Genomic DNA, 20,888 nt, shown 5'->3' with positions numbered 1-20,888 from the left:
TACCTACTTCTTTCCGGTGGTGTTCGGGAAGAGGCCGTCGGGGCGGGAATTGCCGTCCCAGCTGAAGAGACTCACCTTATTTGAGTTCTCATACACGCTCGTGGACACCGGAGTGGGGCGACCCTCCATGTCATTGAAGGCGTCACCGTACATGCCGGGACCGCCGTCTACGCTCAGGGAGCATCCCATCTCTTCAAGGTTGTGGGCATCTTCCATGTGGGCACGCGGAATCACGTAGCGCTCGTTGTACTTGGCGATCGCCATGAGACGGTACATCTCGTACATCTGCGCACCGGTCATGCCCACCGAATTTGCGATCTCTTCGTTGCCTTCGCCGCCCAAGGTGATGTCACGCATGTAGGCGCGCATCGCAGCCAGGCGCTTGAGCACAAAGGTGACCACTTCGGTGTCGCCCGCAGTGAACAGCTCAGCCAGGTATTCAACCGGGATGCGCAGTGCTTCAATCGCACCGAACAGGTTCTGGCTGCTCTCAGCGTCGTGGCCCTGGTCCTTGAGCAGGTCCACGATCGGCGACAGCGGCGGCACGTACCAAACCATCGGCATGGTGCGGTATTCGGGGTGCAGCGGCAGAGCCACCTTCCACTCTTTCGCCAGCTTATACACCGGGGAGTTCTGAGCGGCAGTAACCCAGGCATCCGGAATGCCGTTTGCGCGAGCCTGCTCAATCACACGCGGATCGTGCGGGTCAAGCATCAGCGAAAGCTGTGCCTCGTACAGGTCTTTCTCGTCCGGTACGGAGGCTGCTTCGGTCACACGGTCTGCATCGTAGAGGAAGATACCGATATAACGCATACGACCCACGCAGGTCTCGGCGCATACGGTGGGGATACCAGCCTCAAGACGGGGGTAGCAGAATGTGCACTTCTCGGCCTTACCGGTCTTGTGGTTGAAGTACACCTTCTTGTAGGGGCAGCCGGTGATGCACTGGCGCCAACCGCGGCAGCGGTCCTGGTCAACCAGAACAATACCGTCTTCGGCACGCTTGTAGATAGCGCCGGAGGGGCATGCCGCCATACAGGACGGGTTCAGGCAGTGCTCACAGATACGCGGCAGGTAGAACATGAAGGTCTGCTCGAACTCGAACTTAATCTTGTCCTCTGCCTTCTTGCGCACCTTCTCAACCAGCGGGTCGAGGTGGCCGTGCTCGGGGGCACCACCTAAGTTATCGTCCCAGTTCAGACCCCACTGAATCTTGGCGTCTTTACCGGTGATCAGCGAAACTGGTTTCGCTGCCGGGAAGTCATCACCCAGAGGCGCGGTGGTCAGGTTCTGGTAGTCGTAGGTCCACGGCTCGTAGTAGTCGGTCAGCTCAGGCTGAATCGGCGAGGCGAAGATGGAGAAGAGCTTCTGGAAGCGGTTACCGCTCTTGAGCTCCAGACGACCGCGCTTATTCAGTACCCAGCCGCCCTTCCACTTCTCCTGGTCCTCGTACCGGCGCGGGTACCCCTGACCGGGGCGGGTTTCAACATTGTTGAACCACACGTACTCGGTACCGGCACGGTTTGTCCATGCCTGTTTACAGGTCACGGAGCAGGTGTGGCAGCCGATGCATTTATCAAGCGCCATCACCATAGCAACTTGGGCCATAACACGCATTAGAATGTAACCTCCTGCGACTTGCGACGGCGAATGTACGAGACAATGTCACGCTGGTTGCCGGTCGGTCCGAGATAGTTGAAGGCAAACGCCTGGTGGGCGTAGCCGCCGATCATGTGGGTCGGCTTGAGCAGGATACGGGTCATCGAGTTGTGAATACCGCCGCGTTTGCCCGTGGTTTCGGTCTTCGGCGTCATCATACGCTCCTGGGCGTGGTGCACGTAGCACACACCCTCAGGCATACGGTGGGAGACAACCGCACGACCCACAAACACACCGTTGGTGTTCACGCATTCGATCCATTCGCCGTCCTTGACGCCGATCTTCTCGGCATCCTGGGGGCTCATCCAGGCAGTCTGACCGCCGCGGAACAGGGTCAGCATATGCTGGTTATCGAAGTACTGGGAGTGGATAGCCCACTTATTGTGCGGGGTCAGGTAGCGCACCGCAACCGAAACACCGTCGGTAGCACCAATCTCGGGTTCTTTGAAGAGCCCGGTCATATCCAGCGGCGGACGGTAAATCGGGGTTGCCTCACCCATCTCGTGCATCCAGTCGTGATCCAGGAAGAAGTGCATACGACCGGTGAGGGTATGGAATGGCTTCTTCTTCTCGATGTTCACAGTGAACGGCGCGTAGCGACGACCACCGGTTTCCGAACCGGACCATTCGGGGGAGGTCATCACCGGCTGCGGGGATGACTGGGTCATGGGGAAGGTAATCTTCCGCTCCTCGTTACCTTCGGCAAGGTCCACCAAGTGCAGGCCGGTCTGCTTCTCAAGCTCCTTGAAGCCTTTAAGAGCCACCTGACCGTTGGACGTACCGGAGATACGCAGAATAGACTCAGCGATCTTCACATCGGTATCCAGTGCAGGACGACCCGCGCCCTTACCGGAGTCCATCACACCAAATTCTTTCGCCATCTGAGCGACTTCGTCCTTCAGATCGTACGTCACGTATTTGGTGGTGGCACCGACCTTGTCAAAGAGCGGACCCACGGAGGTGTACATATCGTACATAGCGCCATAGTCGCGTTCGACAGTCATAAAGTTCGGCATGTTCATGCCGGGAACGCCCACCATATCGGGGTTGTTCTTCCAGTCGGGGGCATGGCCGCCAGGCTGCTTAATCTGACCCGGAGTGTCATGCAGCAGCGGAACCGACACAATGTCTTTACGGGTACCCAGGTGCTTCTTCGCCTGACGTGTGAACTCATATGCGAGAGCTTTGAAGGTCTCGTGGTCAGTCTTTGCCTCCCACGGCGGGTCAATCGCGGGTGAGAACGCGTGCAGGAAGGGGTGCATATCGGTCGAGGAGATATCGTACTTCTCGTACCAGGTAGCGGTGGGGAACACCACATCCGAGAGCAGAGTCGTGGTGGTCATACGGAAGTCTGAAGACACCAGCAAGTCCAGCTTGCCCTGCGGGGCATCCTGGTACCACTTGACCTCACGCGGAATGGATTCCTCGTGGTCGGCACCCTGCACGTTGTCCATGCTGCCCACAAGGTGCTTGAGGAAGTAGCTCTCGCCCTTAGCGGATGAGCCGAACAGGTTCGAGCGCCACAGCATTAGGGTACGCGGCCAGTTCACGGGGTTGTCCACGTCTTCAACCGAGAACTCCAAATCACCGGAGTTCAGACGCTGAGCCAGGTAGTCGGCGTTGTCCTTCGCCTCACCACGTGCCACTGCCTCTTCAGCTTTATCAGCCAAATCAAGGGAGTTCTCGGGGAACTGCGGGTAGAACGGCATCCACCCCATGCGGGTAGAGCGGGCCACCACGTCTGCGGTGTGTACGTTCTTCAGCTCGCCCTTACCGAGGGGGGACTGCAGGTAGTCGGTGGAGTAACCGTCCTGACGGAACTGGTCGGTGTGCATGTACCAGAAGCCGGTGCCGATCATGTGACGCGGCGGGCGGCTCCAGTCCAGAGCGTTCGCCATATTGGTCAAACCGGTGAGCGGACGCGCCTTCTCCTGACCCACATAGTGGGCCCAGCCGCCGCCGTTACGGCCCTGGCACCCGGTCAGGTTCAGCAGAGCCAAAATAGCGCGGTAGGTGGTATCTGCGTGGTACCACTGGCAAATACCAGCGCCGAAGATGATCATGGAACGACCGTGCGAGTCGATAGCGTTCTGCGCAAACTCGCGTGCCACGCGGATTACGGCCTCCGGCGGAACCGAAGTAATTTGCTCCTGCCATGCCGGGGTGTTCTGGATCGACCAGTCGTCGTAGCCCGAGGCCCATTCACCGGGCAGCCCGGGGCGCCCAATACCGTAGGTAGCGAGCATCAGGTCGAAGACAGTGGTAACTTCCTGACCCTCGACGTAGCTGACGGGCACACCACGGGTAATAATGTCGCCGTGGCCCTTGGGGTTGTCGAAGGTGGGAAGTTTAATCTCGACCGCTGCAGCCTCACCCTGGGGCAGATCGCGGATCGACAGAATGGGTTTGCGGCCATCCAGTTCAAGGTTCCAGTTACCCTGATCGGACTCAGAGTAACGATGCCCCATGGTGCCGTTGGGAATGAAAACCTCACCGGTTTCACGGTCCATCATGGCGGTCTTGAAGGCGGCGTTCTCCTGGTGCTTCTCCCCCGCCAGCGACGCAGCGGTCAGGAACTTGGAGGGCACCTTGGTACCGTCTTCACGAGTTTCGAGGGTAACCAAGAAAGGAAGATCCGTGTAGGTCAGTGCGAAGTCCTCAAAGAACTCCACGCGCTGATCCACATAGTTTTCCTTAAGAATGACGTGACCCATCGCCATAGCCAGCGCCGCGTCGGTGCCTGCCTGTGCGGGCAGCCATTCATCAGCGAACTTGGTGTTGTCGGCGTAGTCGGGGCTAACCGAGACAACCTTGGTGCCGCGGTAACGCACCTCGGCAACCCAGTGGGCATCCGGGGTACGGGTCACGGGAATGTTCGAACCCCACATGATCAGGTAGGAAGCATCCCACCAGTCACCGGATTCAGGCACGTCGGTCTGATCGCCAAAGACCTGCGGGGAGGCCACGGGAAGGTCGGCGTACCAGTCGTAGAAGCTGGTCATCACGCCGCCAATAAGCTGAATGAAACGCACGCCAGCACTGAAGGAGACCATCGACATTGCAGGAATCGGGGTGAAGCCGGTGCAGCGGTCGGGCCCGTAGTACTTAATGGTGTGCACATGAGCGGCCGCAACAAGTTCGAGTGCTTCAGCCCAGGTGGAGCGCACCAAACCGCCTTTACCGCGTGCACTAATGTAGCGGTTGCGTTTAACAGGGTCGGAGACGATGGAGTGGAATGCTTCCACTGGGTCGCCGTAAAGCGCCTTCGCCTCACGGTACATTTCGAGCAGCAGACCGCGCACATAGGGGTATTTCACGCGGGTCGGCGAGTACGTGTACCACGAGAAGGCTGCGCCACGGGGGCACCCGCGGGGCTCATATTCGGGACGATCGGGACCGACTGTGGGATAGTCAGTTTCCTGCGCTTCCCAGGTGATAATGCCGTCTTTGACATACACCTTCCAAGAGCAGGAACCGGTGCAGTTCACCCCGTGGGTTGAGCGAACTTCTTTATCGTGGCTCCAACGGTCACGGTAGAAGGCGTCACCTTTACGGCCACCTTCACGGAAAACTGCACGGCCGTCATCTGTTTCATCCCAACGGGAGAAGAACTTACCGAATTTAATCAGTTGATCGGTAAGGGGGCCATCTGGGCCCTTGGTCTGTGATGCTTGTTCCATATAGCCAATATATCGTAAATTTGGTACCCGAAATACGATATAAAAATCTTATCTAATCGAGGGAATTCATAGGGTTATTCAGACCGTAAGCCAGCTCGAAATACCACCCGATAGAATGCGAACTGGAGCCTGTGTGAGAGGGGTAATTTCACGGGCAGCTTCAACGGATCGGGTGTATCCGGTGCAGTAAATAACCACCAAGTTTGTTTCAGGGGCAATTTTTTCGCGTAGTTTAGCGGAAAGTGAGCCCTCACGGGCCCGCGAGAGGATGTCGGTCAGGGGAAAATTCACGGCATTATCGATCGCGTAGGCCTCAAATTCGACCCGTTCGCGCACATCAATCACAACAACTTTTTGACGGGATATGACGTCTTGAAGCTCCGCTGCACTAATATCCGACCGGGTGCTGTCTTCGGAAACTGTGTCCAAAAAAACCAAATTGTTACGAAATGTTACGCGATTTTCTGGCTCTTTCCTCCTCTCAGAGTGAGATTCGGCGTTTTTCTGAGGCAGAGCTTGCGTGTTAGCTAACAGAGGTATATATTTCCACTCCCCACTTAACCCCGAGTATAGGCCAACCTCACCAACAAGTGGTTTTCCGGAACCCGTGATGACTTTAATAGTCTCCATCGCCATCGCTGAGCCCACTACCCCGGCGAGCGCTCCGATAATCCCGGCGGTACTGCACGAAGGGACGCTTCCCGGCGCAGGGGCCTGCGGGTAGAGGTCCTCATAGACCGGCCCGCGGCCAGGCCAAAAGACACTGAGTTGTGCGTCGAAACCCAGGATTGCCGCCCAAATATGCGGGATGCCCAGCTGTTGTGCCGCAGCCGAAACCGCGTAGCGGGCCTCAAAGTTATCGCTGCCGTCGAGCACCGCATCCGTGCCAGTGAGGAGAGTCAAAGCATTACTGTCGGTGAGGCGTTCGCGGATAACGGTCACCGTGATGAAGGGGTTGAGCGCGCGCATCGTTTCGGCAGCCGACTCTGCCTTCGAGTTTCCCGCCCGTGCGTAGCTGTGGATGACCTGCCGGTGCAGGTTTGAGATCTCAATGGAGTCATCGTCGATAATGATAATCTCGCCCACCCCGGCTCCCGCAAGATAGAGCAGGGCGGGGGCACCAAGCCCGCCGGCACCGAGCACCGCAACCCGTGCCGCCTTCAGCTTCAGCTGCCCCGCCATGCCGATCTCGGGCAGAATCAGCTGGCGCGCATAGAAGGCACGTTCGGCCGCGCTCAGCTGAGTTACGGGATCCGGCGCGGTCTCGGGGTCTGGGATAAAGCTCATCCTGATGGTATCTTTCGCGGGAATATGTGTTGAGTCTCTAGGTGTCTATGCCCACCCATTCGGTGCTGCCGTCCGTCAGCTCCTGTTCTTTCCAGATGGGAACCTGGGCTTTCACACGGTCAGCCACCGCCTCGCAGGCCTCGAAGGCTCGCCCACGATGTGCTGCAGCGGCAAGCACGGTCAGCGCGGACTCTCCTATAGCGATGGGACCGACGCGGTGAACCGCCCACAGACGAACCCCCTCCAGCTCATCCGCTACAGACTGCACAACACGCGCAATATATTCTTTCGCCTGCGGATGCGCACTATAGGACAGCCCGCGCACCGCGCTGCCGTGATCATGGTTGCGTACAATGCCGTCGAATACAACAAGGGCGCCCATGGCCTCTGTCATGACCTGAGCCTTCGCGGCGTTGGCAAGCGGCTCTAGGGCTTCCTCGGTAATATCGGTGAAAATGACAACCGAACCGGTGGGCTCAGCACCGTGCGCCCCGCTGTGGTCGAGCCCCTGCGGCTTAGTGGTCATGGTAGTCCTCCATCTGGCGGCAAATATGTTCCACGAGTGGGTCTAGGGTTTTCACTCCATCTTTAACTCCGCCGCGCGACCCAGGCAGAGTCATCACGAAGGTTTTATCGATCACGCCCGCAACCCCGCGTGAGAGCACTGCGGAAGATACGTTCTGCAGGCCGTTCGCCCAGAAAGCGTGCATGATTCCGGGGATTTCCTTATCCAGATGCGGGCGTACCGCCTCCACGGTCTGATCGTCCGTGTTCAGCCCGGTACCGCCGCTGGTGAGAATAAACGTGGGCAGGTTATTATTCTTCTTCCCATCGGCAATGAGGGTGTTGAAGTAGTCGATAATCTGCCGGTCTTCGATCACGACGGCGTCCGGGGTGTCGAACCCGCGCGAACGCAGCCACTCGACCGCGATAGGACCCGATTTATCCTCATAGATACCACGGGCGGCGCGAGTAGATGCCACAATAACAAGCCCGGTCAGATTCTCGGGAAGCTGGATTTCTTCTGCACTCATGGTGTGCCCTCCTTATAGAGTGGTTACTAGTGTGGTGATGTGGCGGGTTTACCGATCTGTTACAGCCCAGTCGCCGGATTTTCCGCCGGATTTCTCTAGTACCCGAATATTGCTGATCACGGCGTATTTATCGACCGCTTTAATCATGTCGAAAATCGTCAGCGCCGCGGTGGAGACCGCGGTCAGCGCCTCCATTTCAACCCCGGTAACGCCCCGGGTTTTCACCGAAGCCACAATGCGCACAGAATCCTCGCCACGTTCAAAATCCAGGGTAATTTTACCCAGGGGCAACGGGTGGCACAGCGGAATAATATCCGGGGTGCGTTTAGCGCCCATAATACCGGCCACACGTGCAACCGGCAGGGCATCGCCCTTAGGCAAGTCGGCATCAAAAATCTTGGCGATCACATCGGCACGAGTGTGCACGGTTCCCTCAGCGAGCGCCGTGCGTGTGGTGACGTCTTTCATCGTCACATCAACCATATGGGCCGACCCGTCGGCGCGCACATGAGTCAAGTCTTGGGCTGGCTGTGCCGCATCGGAGCGAAGATTCTTCTCGGTCACGATATGTCCTTAAGGTCTGTGTTGGGGTGAGAGTTCAGCCGCGTTTAGTTATCTGTAAGCCGGATGCGGTGGTACCGCACCGCTTCCCCCCCGGTGTACGTGGTGCCCGGCGCCAGCTCGATGAGAACATCGGCGGTCGCAGCGTGATGCAGCAGATGCGAGCCGGGCAAAACATCGGGGTATAGCTCCACCCGATAGGTTCCCGGTTCGGACTCGACCATCGCCAGGTTACCGCGCAAAAATTGGCGTTTATTGGCCGGTGCCGTCAGCGGTTTGTCAATGACGAGCACGCCACGCGGGGCATTGTCGAGAGTTGCCATGCGCGAGGCCACCTCGTGCGGAGTGCCGTAGGGTCCGCCCGCGCGCAGGTAGGGGCGAAGCATCAGCACATAGGAAATGAGGGTACTGACGGGGTTGCCGGGGAAAGAAATCATGGGCAGACGGTGCCCGTTGAAATCCAGCACGTTCACGCCCTGCGGTCCGCCGGGCTGCTGGCTCACATGGCCGAACCAACTGAGCGGAATTGGCAGCCCTAAAGACGGTGCCATAGCGATGGCATTGCGCACCACTTCGTATTTGCCGTGGCTGATCCCGCCGGAGGTAATAATAATATCCGGTGCGAAAGTCTCATATTCTTCCCGCAAATGCTCGATCAGAAGCTCTGGGTCGTCTCCGATCGAGATGCGCCGCACCACAGCACCATCCTCAACCAGCATTGAGGTGAGCATGGGGCCGTTAGCATCATAAATCTGGCCGTAGGCGAGGTCGGTGGCCGTATCGTCGCCGTCTTCGGTGAGGGTTGGGCGAATTTCGTCGCCGCCGGTGCACACCAGCACGCGCGGTCCGCAGGCGACCGTCACGCGGGTGTACCCCTGTGCGGCGAGTGTCCCCAGTAGCGCGGGGGTCACGCGCTCGCCAGCGCGCGCAAGAACCTGCCCAGCCACTACGTCTTCGCCACGGCGACGTATAAACTGCCCTTCGGGTGCCTGAGGGAGCCTAATTTTTTCGCTGGGACGCCCGAAAGATTCGGGTAAGTTAGGGTATTCGATACGTTCAGAATGCTCAACCGGGACCACCGCCACATACCCCTTAGGGATGGGGGCACCGGTCATAATCGGATAGGTTAAATCGTCGGATGCGCGCGAACGCTGCAGCGGCCGCCCCGCCGGAATTTCACGCCCCACCGTAAAGATGCGGTTCTCACGGCTGGCGCCCTCGGCGGTTAGGGCGTAACCATCCATCTGGGAGTTATCGAAACTCGGTACATCAAGCCTGGCCAGCACGTCCTGAGCGAGGATGCGGTCGGTAGCACGCGCCAGCGGCAGGTTTTCGGCTCGGCCAATAAAAGTATCACGCAGCAGAAGCGCCAGATAGGCGCGATACTCTTCGGTGCTGGGGGTGCCATCGAACTGGGGCTTGTGCATCTGTACTCCCAAACGGTAATAAATTATCTACTAGCTATTGTAAGAGGCTTTGGCACGCAGTTTCTTCACCACGGAAAATAGGCCAAGCAGCCCAAAGATGCACACGTACAGACTGATGAGCATGAGGGCGTTGCCCAATGCGGAGCTCATGCTTCCGCCAGCGATCGCCAATTCGATGCCGAGCGGGATAGTTTCGGTTTTGCCCTGCACATTACCCGCGAAGGTGACGGTGGCGCCGAATTCGCCGAGCGCTCGTGCGAAGGAAAGCAGAAAAGCGGTGGCAATTCCCGGTGCTGCTAAGGGAAGGAGCACCTTATAGGTAATTTCGGAGGATTTTGCCCCTTCCACCCGAGCTATCTGCTCATATTCTTCAGGGATAGCCTGCAGGGTTGTTACGGCGGTCGCCACGAAGAAAGGCAGCGCCACGAAAGTTTGCGCAAGAATAACTGCGGTGGGTGTGAAGGGAATCATAATGCCTGCGTGGTACAGATGCTCACCGATCATGCCCTTGCGCCCCCAGAAGAAGAGCAGCCCCAAACCCGATACCACCGGGGAGAGAATCACGGGCGTATAAATAATCGCGTACAGTACTCCCCCAAATTTTTTCAGGCGCGAGCGGCTGAGCACTTTAGAGAGCACCAGCGCTAAGGGAGCACCTAAAAGACCGCAGATCAGCGTTGAAATACTGGCGGTGGTGAGCGAGAGACGCGCGGCGTCGAGAACTTCTTTGTCGATGATCTCGTGCAGGCGCATCCAGGGGATGTTGTACAGCAAACCCACGAGCGGACCCAGAATGAGCAGGAAACCCAGGAGCGCGGGAACGACAAAGTAGCGGGGAACGGCGGTGAAAGCGGTATGTTTTTTCACGGGTACGCCTTTCGGAATCTGCGGCGACACAGTCGCCTCCTGCAAGAATCTCGCATGGTTCTTTCAGGAGGCGACCGTTACGTGACAGCTGTTATGCACTGAAGATTCTAGTTTGCCTGAGGAGACTCGAAGTCGTACTTCGCCAGAATCTTCTGGGCTTCATCCGAAGAGAGCCATTCGTTGAACTTCTTCGCAGCATCGGATGAAGAACCCTTGGTGGTCAGTGCTGCGGGGTACTCGTTCTTCTCCACATCGGGCAGGTCTACGGAGCCGAGGTTCTTGCCGTCTTTCTTAGCGGCGGCAAGGTCGGTGGTGTAGATGAAGCCCGCATCGGCACTACCGGAGGTGACCTTGGTGGTCACTGCGGCCACATTCGACTCGTTGGTGGCGTTCTTCAGCTCAATATTGTGGTCCTTGAGTTCCTTATGGGCCAGGGTGCCGCAGGGTACATCTTCCTTGCAGATGGCCACGGTGCCGTCGGTGTTCTTCAGATCGTCGATGGAGTTGATCTTACCGGGGTTGCCGTCGGCGGTGACCAGTACCAGCTTATTGGTTGCAATAACCTCACTCTTGGAGCCTTTGAACTCGTCGAGCTTGGCGGCCTTGTCCATGTTCTTCTTATCGGCGGTGATGAGGAGATCAGCATCCTCACCCTGCTCAATCTTCTGCACCAGCTTGGAAGAGCCCTCATAAGTGAAGCTGAAGTTCACGTTCGGGTGCGCCTTCTTGAAAGCAGCTTCCAGGTCTTTCCCGGCGTTGCGCAGAGATGCTGCGGCGAACACCTTCACCTCGCCCGAAACGGAGCCAGCGGCCGAAGAGTCGGCTGAGGCGCTTGATGAGGAGTTCGCGCTAGAGCCGCATCCGGCCAGTGTTAGGGAAGCAGCCAGTGCTGCGCCGACGCCTACGGCTTTGAGGGAGTTCTTCATACGTGTTCTTCCTTTGCGGTTGGATGAATTGAAGTGAGTGGATACAATGCGAGGTGTCTCCATGTTCTTAGGGTGTGTGCGTGTGCGCTGCTTTGGGGATGTAACTTACCCTTGGGGCACTATCGGTGATTACCCAAAACATGGAATAATTTATATTGTCGCTTTTAGTATGCATATTTTCTATGAAGGTTCCAATGGCTTACACACCCGGTTCGGGCCGGTCTCAGCTAATCGCTGGCCCCGTGTTACACACCTTAGCTTCTGCTGAGGGTGAGACAGCCGGTTTTGTGACGCCTCAAAAAATCCAGGCCCCGGATATTAAGCGGCGTAAACCGGCGAATATTAAAAACAGCGGTCCGCTCTTAGATAGGTGGGGGCGCATCGCCACCGATTTGCGGATTTCACTGATTGATAAATGTAATCTTCGTTGCATTTATTGCATGCCAGCCGAGGGGCTGCAGTGGCTCCCTAAGAACGATCTGCTCACCGCCGACGAGATTGCGCGGTTAGCCGATATAGCGATCCGTGAGCTCGGTGTTGAGGAGATCCGGTTCACCGGCGGTGAGCCGCTGGTTCGCGCCGACCTGGTGGATATTATTGGACTGATTCACGCCATGCACCCGCAGGTGCCCCTAGCGATCACTACGAACGGCATCGGGCTGGAAAAACGCGCCGAGGCGCTGGCAAAAGCCGGGCTGGCCCGCATCAATGTCTCCCTTGACACGATCTGCCCAGAAACGTTCGCTGAGCTGACCCGCCGCGATAAGCTCGACGCCGTACTGCGTGGCATTGATGGTGCAGCGGCGGCCGGGCTGCACCCGATTAAGATTAACGCGGTGCTCATGCCCGGGCTGAACGATACGCAGGCCCCGCAGCTGCTGAAGTGGGCCTTAGCGGGCGGCTACCAGCTGCGGTTTATTGAGCAGATGCCTCTGGATGCTGATAACCGGTGGACGCGTGAAGGCACTATTACCGCCGCACAGATACGCACCATGCTCGCTGAAGAGTTCACGCTCGGGCCGGTGTCTGAAGAACGCGGTGACTCCCCCGCTGCCCTGTGGGAGGTGTACCCGCACGGTACCGCCCTCACCGACGGGGTACCCGCCGACGGCACAGCATCCCTGGGGCGGGTAGGTATTATCGCCTCGGTCACCGAATCCTTCTGCGGGGCGTGCACCCGCACCAGGCTCACCGCCGACGGTAAAATCCGTTCCTGCCTGTTTTCGGATTCCGAGACCGATCTGCTGCAGCTGCTGCGTTCGGGGGCATCCGATAAAGAGCTGGCGCTGCGCTGGCGTGAGGGCATGTGGTTTAAACCGCGCGCCCACGGCAAGGAAGACGCCGATTTCGATATTGAAGAGTTCGCTCAGGCAAGCCGCTCCATGAGCGCGATCGGGGGGTAACCAGTGATTGTCAGGTTTTATGCGGCCGCATGCGCGGCAGCTGGCGTGGATCAGGTGAACATTACGCTCAGCGACCTCGCTTCCCCCACCCTCGGGGCGCTCGTTCAGGAGCTGGGAGACCGCTACACGGGTACCACCGCCTCCGGGCTGACGTTGGCGCAGGTGATGCAGCAGTGCTCTTTCCTGCTCGACGGGGTGCGCTCAGAGCACGAGGCGCCTCTCACCGAAGAAACCCGCGTGGATGTGCTTCCCCCCTTCGCGGGCGGCTAAACCGGGTCTCCTCCACCCCGCCTCAGGCGCCACCCGCAGGTTCCTATTAAGGGCACTCAACTATTAACTAAAGCGTTCTGTACGGCAGCAGCAGGGATGCCACAATATTCACAAGCGCACACCGCGCCGGTACACTTACTGTAGCCGTTGCGGCTTACCGAGCCACACAATGAGGGGTTACGTATGCACACACCGGGTTTCTGCGCCATTATTGTTGCCGGAGGAAAATCTTCCCGCCTGGGGAACACCCCCAAAGCTGGCCTCTCAAACGGCACGCACACCCTTCTAGACCGGGCCCTCCTGGCGGTTTCTCAAGCCGATGCCTGCGTGGTTGTAGGCCCCGAAACCCTGCCGGTGCCCAACGATGTGCTCCTCACCCGTGAAGACCCGCCGTATTCCGGGCCAGCTGCCGCTATCCACGCCGGAGCCGAAAAACTAGCCCAGCATTATTCAGGGATCGGCCGCCCGGCCCCCACCTGGTGCATCATCCTGGGGGTAGACACCCCCAATATCGCCCCGGCGGTAAATTTGCTTGCCGAGCATGCCGGGGCCGCCGCCGGGCACGAAACCGGTTTCTGGGGCGTCTGTGACGGCGTCTACCAGCCTCTGGTTGGGATATACCGTTATGCGCCGCTGCGGCAGGTGTTTTCGGCGGGTAGCACTAACGCCTCCGTGCGCTCGTTCCTCAAACAGCTGCACCCCCAAGAGGTAGAGCTCAGCCCCGCCCACACCGCCGACGTGGACACCTGGGAGCAGGCGCGGGCGTTAGGCTTCGACTCCCCGCAGTGGAGCAGCTACTAGAACTTCCATAACCGCGCACCGCATCCGAACCACCCCGCTAGAAACTGAGGTACCCGCCCATGCCGCACCACCATCCTCCCGCCGTTGCCTGGGAGCAGGCACGTAAGAACCTGCACGCCGCCGGGCTCACGTGCACGGCGGGTACCGATGTTGAGACCCTGCCCCCCAAAGCCGCCATCGGGCGTTACACAGCCGATGATTTGTACTCACTTATGGACGTACCCCACTATGATTCCTCAGCAATGGACGGGTACGCCGTATCCGGCACCCCGCCCTGGCTGCTTGTCACCCCCGAATATCCCGACGACGAGCGCGTTAATATTCACCGCCTGACAGTGGCGATTGAGCCGGGGCAGGCCACCCCCATCCTCACCGGCGGGCTGCTGCCCCGCGGGGCGCAGGCCATTGTGCGGGAAGAAAACACCACACTGAACACGGTAGGAGGTATCACCACCGTGACAATGGCTTCCGGGCATATCCCCCCGGCCAATGGCGCCGATATCCGCCGCACCGGGTCCGAGCTGCCCGCAGGCAGGCTGCTGGTTGAACGCGGCACGCTCATTACCGCCCGCCTTGCCGCATTTTTGGGGATGAACGGCTTCGACGAAATCCCCGTCTTAGCGCCCGTTACCGCCCGCTGCGCGTTTACCGGGAACGAGGTTATTACTATCGGTGTGCCAGAGGCAGGGCAGGTGCGGGATGCTTTCGGCGGCTTCCTAGAGGCAACTCTCGCAACTCAGGGGTGCGCCGCGCTGCCTTCGGCCCGTCTGGCCGATACGGGGCATGATTTCACCACTTTTTTGAACACATCCCACGCGCAGGTGCTGATTTTTACGGGCGGTTCCAGCACCTCCGGGGTGGATATGGTGCGTAAAACCCTCGCCGAGGCTCAGGCAACTTACCTGTTCGAGTCGGTGCAGGTGCGCCCCGGGCACCCGGCGCTCGCCGCCCGCTTAGCTGACGGGCGTATTGTGCTGGGGTTGCCGGGTAACCCGCTGGCAGCGTACACGGCCTTGTACTCTTACCTGCCGCCGCTGCTGGCGGGTATGCGGGGGCTGCCGCTGCCGCCTCTTGATACCGCTGAAATTGCCCAGGACATTCCCGCGCTCACCGCCAGCTCCCAGCAGCGGCTCATTCCGGCTCTAGTCCGTGAATGCCGGGCGCATCCGCTTCCCAGGCGTGCATCCTATATGCTTTCTGGGCTGTCGAAGGCCACCCACCTGCTGGTAGCGGATGCCAGCGGGCATACGGCGGGTGATCGTGTGCCGCTGCTGCCGGTGTTTTAGGGAGGGCCGCTACATCCCCTTCTTTTCCGCCGCAGCACACTGTGCTTTTATGGGCGCAGAATAAGCCGAACACCCGGTGTTCTCTCGGAGGATCAAGTGTACAATAACCTTTACGGTTAAGATTGCATACGTATACTGCAAAGGAGACTTACCCGTGTCAAAGCCTAAACTCGGCGATGTGGCCGCACGCGCAGGGGTTTCTCCCACCACAGTGTCGCGGGTGCTGAATAATAGGGGCTACCTGAGCCAGAGAACTCGTGAAAAAGTATACGATGCAATGCGGGAGCTGGGGTACCGCCCTAACGCTATTGCCCGCAGCCTTAAAGGTCAGCGTTCCCGTATGGTCGGGCTGGTTTTCCCAACTGTTGCTAATCCGTTTTATGCGGAGATGGTGTACCGGATTGAGTCATTTTTAGCGGACGCCGGGTACCGGGTGATTCTATGTAATAGTGACGACCACCCAGACCTGGAGGAACAGTATTTTGAGATGCTGCTATCGAACCAGGTGGATGGAATTATTACCGGCGCACATTCGCAGGTGGTGGCGAACCTGCCGCATGTGCAGGCGCCGCTGGTGACAGTAGACCGCCCAGGTACGCAGAAGTACCCCAATATTCGTGCGGATAACTATGCGGGTGCACGCATGGCGGTTGAGCATCTGGTCGCCACCGGGGCAAGAAACATTCTGCATATCACCTCAACCGTGAGCGAGCAGAACCTTCGCCTGGCGGGCTACCGGGACGCGTTAACTGCCGCAGGAATGACCCCTCAGGTGCTTGAGTTAGGGTTCCGCACTCCCCTGCCCCGCAAACGTGAACTTATCGAACGTTATCTTAAGGAGAGCACCGCAGGCGAGCGTGCTGACGCTGTCTTCGCCTCAAACGATACGTATGCGGCGATGGCACTGAATTGGGCGCGCACCCGTAACCTGTGTGTCCCCCAGGATTTTCAGGTGGTGGGGTTTGACGGCACCGAGACGGTACGCGCACTTATCCCGGAGCTTGCAACTGTGGTGCAGCCGATTGAGCAGATCGCCACGCGTGCAGTGCAGCGGCTGCTTCAGACGATCGAATCGGGCAGACAGGGCCGCCCCGACGATACACCATCGCCTCATGAAAGTGATAAGGAGCAACAGGGTTCCACGGCTGATGTTTTCCCGGTGCACCTGCACGAAGGCGGTACCCTCAGGGCCATTACCGTTTCCTCTTAGCGGAACACCAGACCTCGCTACTTCCTCGCTATGCCGCCGATAAGAGGCCGTTTGCGGCGGCTGAATGCGGGTCGTACTGCACCCCGTCAATGGTGGCGGGGTAGAGCATCCCAGCTGCCGGGCTAGTTCCCTTATAGGTGCCGACGGGCACGAAACCGTGGCGGGTGTAGAGTGTGGCGCTGCGCGGGGTGGATGCCTCAAGATATGCGGCGGTTCCGTTAAACCGGGTGATGCCGTGTTCTAGCAGTGCCGAGCCAACCCCACGCCCTTGGGCGGTGGCGCGCACACCGATAGTGTGCAGGTACCAGTGGTCGAAGGCAGGACGGTGTTTACGAATGTAGATGTCGGTGGCGATCACGTGCCGCAGGGCACGGGCCCCAAGTATTTTGAGGTACTTCGGCCCGTCACGCAGCTCCAGTTTCAGGGTTCCTTGCTGGCCTTCGGGAGGCATCCACTGGGCGGTTCCGAGGATTGCGCCGTCGCTATCGACCGCAACATCAATGAATCCGCGTGGGATGTAGAGGCTTTTGAGCTGGAGCTCGAAGAGCCCGCGGATCTTCTCGGGTTGGGGTTCTTCTCCTAACAGTACGCGCATAAACGGGTCTGGGGTGAACGCTTCAACGAGCACATCGAGGAGTTCCGGGAGTTCTTCGGGGCGGGCTTCACGAATCGTGTACGGTTCGGGTGGCATGGTATATCTCCCTGTGTGTTGGTGATTGCATCTCTTTTCGATGCTAACGAAGCCCTTCACACAGTCAAAGTGCAAATATGATATACGCCACTTATCCTTGACTTTACGATTTGCAGCAAAGCGGCGGCCCGTCCCCTGTTATACGGGGCAGGCCGCCGTTTCATCCACCTCGTACAGGCAGGATATTCCGGAAAATATTAAGCCTGGGTGGTCGTCGCCTTCGTTTTGAGAGTGACATCCGCGAGGGTGTCTTTCCCGGTGGTCACGGTTGTACCAGCACCGGCAGCATCCGCCATGAGGGCCACAGCGTTCTTGGCATTGGTAGCTCTTGCATTACCGCGACACCTGGCAGGAGCCCTGTTAAGGGAGCGGGCCGCAAGTGAAACTACAGCACTGCGTAGCTCAGTTTCAGCACCTCGCCGTTACCGCCCATACGCACACGACGTTTGCTGCCCGAGAAGTAGGTGCGGGCCGAGAATACCTGCTCGTATGAGCCCGCCCCGTCCTGCCCGCTCACGGCACCGCCCACGAACAGTTCGGTGGATGAGGCATCCACCAGCAGCTCAAACTCACGCTCAGTGTTCGGGGTAAGGGCGCGGCGGCGTAAAGTGCCGCCCTCAGTGTATCGGGTGCCCGAACGGTCCAGCTGCGCAAAATCCTCCGCGATCGTGATGCGCAACGCCGTACCGTGCGCATCTTTCACCCGGATTTTTACCGGACCATCCGAAACATCAACGGTGCCGTGAAGCCGCCAGGTACCCGCGTCTTTGAGCACCGGAACTTTACCTTTCACCGCGTCAACAACCGTCGGCTCAAGCGGCAGCACCCGGTCAAGCTGCGGCACTGGGGTTTGGTAGATTTTTCCTTCCCGCAGGTGCAGCTCACGCGGGTAGGTGAACATGTGTACCCAACGGTGCGCCCACGAAGGGTGGTCGTCCTGCTCGGCGTTACCCAACCAGCCGATCATCACAGTCTGCGGGTGCGGGGCATCATCATGCGCGCTGGTGCCGGTACCGTGCACAGTCTGCGGGGCGTAGAACTCGAACCCGGCATCCAGCTCCGTGAACGGGGTGTGCACCTCAAACCGCAGGGTTTGCGGGTCAAGCTCGCCGACAATGTACCCTGACTGGTAGATATTCTGGTACTTCTCCCCCTCGGGGCTCAGCCCCTGGGGGCTGAAAATCAGCACGTCCCGCAGGGTGCCCGTCGCCTCATCCCGCAGCTGCAGCAGAGACGGGCATTCGTACATGTAGCACCCCTCAACGGTGGGGTCGGTGAAGTCAAGTTCGCCTTTAAAATCCCAGCTGCGGCGGTCTACCGATGTGTACACGACTACAGCGCCGGTGCGGTGCTTCTTCTTTTTGCCGTCTTTCTGGGCACCAATGACCATCCACCATTGGCCGTCCCGCTCAAATACGTGCGGGTCGCGGTAGTGCGCCGTATAGCCCTCATGCGGGCCCTCAAGCAGCGGAGGCAGCTGCCGGGTGGGGTGTGCGTCTTCCCCCGCGGTGGCCAGTATCTGGTAGGTTTCGCGGTTATTGCGGGAGTCTTTCACGTTGCCGGTGTAAAAGAACTCAAAACCGCCGGGCACTCGGATGCCGGAGCCCGAGTAGCAGCCGTGCGAATCGTAGCGCGTGTTTGGTACTAGGGCGGTACCTGCGTCCTCCCAGTAAGTGAGGTTGTCGCTTATGGCGTGCCGCCAGTAGACAATGCGCTCTGGGTGCAGCGGCGAGTACTGGTAGAAAGCGTGGTAGTGCCGCCCGTCGTATACCAACCCGTTCGGGTCGTTCAGGCGCCCTACCGGAGGGGCAAGATGCAGTTTCGGGTAGTCCCGGTCGCTGCGCACGGATTCCCCGAAGACGGCCACGGTCTGCTGGTCTTCGGCCGCTAAATCCCGCTGCAGGTACGGGGCGAGGGGCGCCAGCGTAACCGGCTTGGCGGCGGCTTGAGAGGGTGCGGTGTTCTCCGGCAGAGGTTCGAGCGTGATCTTCCCGAAAGAGGACCACGGGGTGGTGGGGCTCTCATCGACCGGCTGCACGTCGTCTGTGTCTAGTATGGGTCTATTCTGTTTAGTCATGCTCATTCTGTGGGTTCGTGCTTACAGTGGCGTGAGATATTCATGCGCCCTCGCGGGGGCTTTCTCGGGTGCCTGGCGGCTGCTTTGGATACTGCTGCCGGGTTTTACCGGGCGTTTCTCATCATACAGGATGCACCTTCTTCGTATCTTCGGATCTTGACACCAGCCCCTGCTGTTGAGGTGTCAAAAAGCTGGTTCCCCGCGGGGTGCCTTCCAGCAGGGGTTAGAGACAAAAAACCACCCGCCGGGCGGGCTCCGTCAGGGAGCTCATCCGGCGGGTGGGGTAAGAATCGAGAAGAAGTCGATTACTTGAGGGTAACGGTTGCGCCTGCGCCCTCAAGCTGCTCCTTAGCCTTCTCAGCGTCTTCCTTGGAAGCGCCTTCGAGGATCGGCTTGGGTGCGCCGTCAACGAGGTCCTTTGCTTCCTTCAGACCGAGGGAGGTCAGGGCACGAACTTCCTTAATCACGGCGATCTTCTTGTCGCCAGCGGATTCGAGGATCACGTCGAATTCGGACTTCTCTTCAGCAGCGTCGCCGCCGCCAGCGCCGCCTGCTACAACTGCAACGGGAGCTGCAGCGGTAACGTCGAACTCTTCCTCGAATGCCTTAACGAACTCGGAAACCTCTACGAGGGAGAGCTCTTTGAAAGCTGCAATGAGTTCTTCGATGGACAGCTTAGCCATGTGTGGCTCCTTCACTATCAGGTGCGGGATGTACCCGCGTTTTAGATTTGAGTGCCGCACCCGGCGGGTGGGCTAAAGTTTTGGGTGCGTTTTCACGCGGTGAGTGCGGTGCGGCTTATGCCTCGTCCGCTGCCTCCTCGGCGGCGGGTGCGCCGCCTTCCTGCTCTTCCAGCTTCACGCGCAGGGCGTCCACAGCCTGAGCAACACGGGCAATAGCTGCCTTCGCGCCACCAGCAACCTTGGACAGCAGAACCTCGCGGGATTCGAGGTCAGCGTAGCGCTTCACATCAGCTTCGGTCAGTGCGGCACCTTCATAGAAGCCGCTCTTGACGATGAGCTGGGGGTTTGCCTTGGCAAAGTCACGCAGGCCCTTGGCAGCATCGATCAGGTCGCCCTTGATGAATGCCAGCGCGCTGGGGCCGTGAAGCTGGCCGTCGAACGCGTCGATGCCAACTTCTTTCGCCGCAATAGCAGCGAGCGTGTTCTTCACCACGGCGTATTCGGTCTCTGCACCGAGTGCACGACGCAGCTCCTTGAGCTGAGTCACAGTAAGACCGCGGTATTCGGTCAGGATCACTGCGTTCGAAGCTTCGAAGAGTTCTTTCAGCTCGGATACTGCAGCGATCTTTTCCTGAGTCGCCATGGTAGTTCCTTCTTCCGATTCTTGTAAGGTCGCCGGTAGAGCACAATCGTGAGCACTAAAAAATGCCCCGATGCGCAGGGGCTTCGAGGCATATAGAAAAGTCCCTTTTAGAGTTGAGGGAGGTTTTCTATTCACTTCTTCATCACCTGCGCGGGCGGCGAATCCCTAGAGTGGGAATCTGCTCTTATCAGTGCTAATAACACTGGCAGCTTACGGCTATTCACCGAAAAATGCACAGCAAAACACTAGACCGGCGGTCTTTGGTCTAATCATCATGACAGGTTAACCCGGCAAAAGCAAGTTAAACCCTATCGCCCAGGCGCAGTCCGCTGCCGCCTCTGTAAGATTCACCCAACTATCTAGGTGAGAGCCACGTAGGCACA

The 20,888-nt window shown here is 58.9% G+C and carries 18 protein-coding genes; 5 read left to right on the top strand and 13 right to left on the bottom strand.

Annotated elements, in window-relative coordinates; all coding sequences use genetic code 11:
* Window positions 1-3: 3 nt before the first annotated feature.
* The 9 genes from narH to modA all read right to left on the bottom strand — a co-directional run bounded on the left by narH (window position 4) and on the right by modA (window position 11,441).
* A complete protein-coding gene (narH, locus tag D8M41_RS00795; RefSeq protein WP_006887783.1) occupies window positions 4-1,617 on the bottom strand; it encodes a nitrate reductase subunit beta in 1,614 nt (537 codons plus the stop codon).
* Window positions 1,617-5,339, bottom strand: coding sequence for a nitrate reductase subunit alpha (locus D8M41_RS00790; RefSeq protein WP_126926233.1), 3,723 nt, complete (start codon window positions 5,337-5,339; stop codon window positions 1,617-1,619). The genes narH and D8M41_RS00790 overlap by 1 nt, the downstream gene beginning before the upstream one ends.
* A 78-nt stretch (window positions 5,340-5,417) precedes the next feature.
* Window positions 5,418-6,626, bottom strand: a complete 1,209-nt coding sequence (locus D8M41_RS00785; RefSeq protein WP_006887709.1) for a ThiF family adenylyltransferase — start codon at window positions 6,624-6,626, stop codon at window positions 5,418-5,420.
* Window positions 6,627-6,663: 37 nt separating this feature from the next.
* A complete protein-coding gene (locus D8M41_RS00780; RefSeq protein WP_006887700.1) occupies window positions 6,664-7,152 on the bottom strand; it encodes a molybdenum cofactor biosynthesis protein MoaE in 489 nt (162 codons plus the stop codon).
* Window positions 7,142-7,660, bottom strand: a complete 519-nt coding sequence (locus D8M41_RS00775; RefSeq protein WP_006887785.1) for a MogA/MoaB family molybdenum cofactor biosynthesis protein — start codon at window positions 7,658-7,660, stop codon at window positions 7,142-7,144. Before D8M41_RS00775 ends, D8M41_RS00780 begins: the two co-directional genes overlap by 11 nt.
* A gap of 48 nt (window positions 7,661-7,708) precedes the next feature.
* Entirely contained in the window at window positions 7,709-8,224 is a 516-nt protein-coding gene (gene moaC / locus D8M41_RS00770; RefSeq protein ID WP_006887737.1) for a cyclic pyranopterin monophosphate synthase MoaC, read from the bottom strand.
* Window positions 8,225-8,268: 44 nt separating this feature from the next.
* The gene (locus D8M41_RS00765; protein WP_006887769.1) at window positions 8,269-9,648 is read right to left on the bottom strand and encodes a molybdopterin molybdotransferase MoeA; all 1,380 of its coding nucleotides are present in this window, start codon (window positions 9,646-9,648) and stop codon (window positions 8,269-8,271) included.
* A 30-nt stretch (window positions 9,649-9,678) separates the two neighbouring features.
* Window positions 9,679-10,545 (bottom strand): molybdate ABC transporter permease subunit, encoded by an 867-nt coding sequence (locus D8M41_RS00760; protein WP_006887750.1) that lies wholly within the window; start codon window positions 10,543-10,545, stop codon window positions 9,679-9,681.
* Between the two features lie 77 nt (window positions 10,546-10,622).
* Window positions 10,623-11,441: a molybdate ABC transporter substrate-binding protein gene (modA, locus tag D8M41_RS00755; protein WP_006887781.1), complete on the bottom strand. Its 819-nt coding sequence runs from the start codon at window positions 11,439-11,441 to the stop codon at window positions 10,623-10,625.
* 194 nt (window positions 11,442-11,635) lie between these two features.
* On the opposite strand from modA, the gene moaA reads away from it, so the two are divergent.
* From moaA to D8M41_RS00730, 5 genes are all read left to right on the top strand, one after another.
* Window positions 11,636-12,844 (top strand): GTP 3',8-cyclase MoaA, encoded by a 1,209-nt coding sequence (gene moaA, locus D8M41_RS00750; protein ID WP_006887782.1) that lies wholly within the window; start codon window positions 11,636-11,638, stop codon window positions 12,842-12,844.
* A gap of 3 nt (window positions 12,845-12,847) precedes the next feature.
* The gene (locus D8M41_RS00745; protein WP_006887797.1) at window positions 12,848-13,114 is read left to right on the top strand and encodes a MoaD/ThiS family protein; all 267 of its coding nucleotides are present in this window, start codon (window positions 12,848-12,850) and stop codon (window positions 13,112-13,114) included.
* A gap of 183 nt (window positions 13,115-13,297) precedes the next feature.
* Window positions 13,298-13,915, top strand: coding sequence for a molybdenum cofactor guanylyltransferase (gene mobA, locus D8M41_RS00740; protein ID WP_006887718.1), 618 nt, complete (start codon window positions 13,298-13,300; stop codon window positions 13,913-13,915).
* A 59-nt stretch (window positions 13,916-13,974) separates the two neighbouring features.
* Window positions 13,975-15,201, top strand: a complete 1,227-nt coding sequence (locus tag D8M41_RS00735; RefSeq protein ID WP_006887790.1) for a molybdopterin molybdotransferase MoeA — start codon at window positions 13,975-13,977, stop codon at window positions 15,199-15,201.
* A gap of 154 nt (window positions 15,202-15,355) precedes the next feature.
* Window positions 15,356-16,411, top strand: coding sequence for a LacI family DNA-binding transcriptional regulator (locus D8M41_RS00730; RefSeq protein ID WP_006887695.1), 1,056 nt, complete (start codon window positions 15,356-15,358; stop codon window positions 16,409-16,411).
* A gap of 28 nt (window positions 16,412-16,439) precedes the next feature.
* Here the strand turns inward: D8M41_RS00730 and D8M41_RS00725 are convergent, their stop codons facing one another.
* From D8M41_RS00725 to rplJ, 4 genes are all read right to left on the bottom strand, one after another.
* The gene (locus D8M41_RS00725) at window positions 16,440-17,102 is read right to left on the bottom strand and encodes a GNAT family N-acetyltransferase (protein ID WP_006887707.1); all 663 of its coding nucleotides are present in this window, start codon (window positions 17,100-17,102) and stop codon (window positions 16,440-16,442) included.
* Between the two features lie 385 nt (window positions 17,103-17,487).
* Entirely contained in the window at window positions 17,488-19,179 is a 1,692-nt protein-coding gene (locus D8M41_RS00720; protein WP_100209260.1) for a glycoside hydrolase family 32 protein, read from the bottom strand.
* Window positions 19,180-19,484: 305 nt separating this feature from the next.
* The gene (rplL, locus tag D8M41_RS00715) at window positions 19,485-19,862 is read right to left on the bottom strand and encodes a 50S ribosomal protein L7/L12 (protein WP_004005325.1); all 378 of its coding nucleotides are present in this window, start codon (window positions 19,860-19,862) and stop codon (window positions 19,485-19,487) included.
* Between the two features lie 115 nt (window positions 19,863-19,977).
* Window positions 19,978-20,505, bottom strand: a complete 528-nt coding sequence (gene rplJ / locus D8M41_RS00710) for a 50S ribosomal protein L10 (RefSeq protein ID WP_006887692.1) — start codon at window positions 20,503-20,505, stop codon at window positions 19,978-19,980.
* Between the last annotated feature and the right edge of the window lie 383 nt (window positions 20,506-20,888).

The organism is Rothia sp. HSID18069 (assembly GCF_003989155.1).
GTDB lineage: Bacteria > Actinomycetota > Actinomycetes > Actinomycetales > Micrococcaceae > Rothia > Rothia aeria.
Note: the sequence above shows the minus strand (reverse complement) of the source record. Positions and strands in the feature narration are given on the sequence as shown.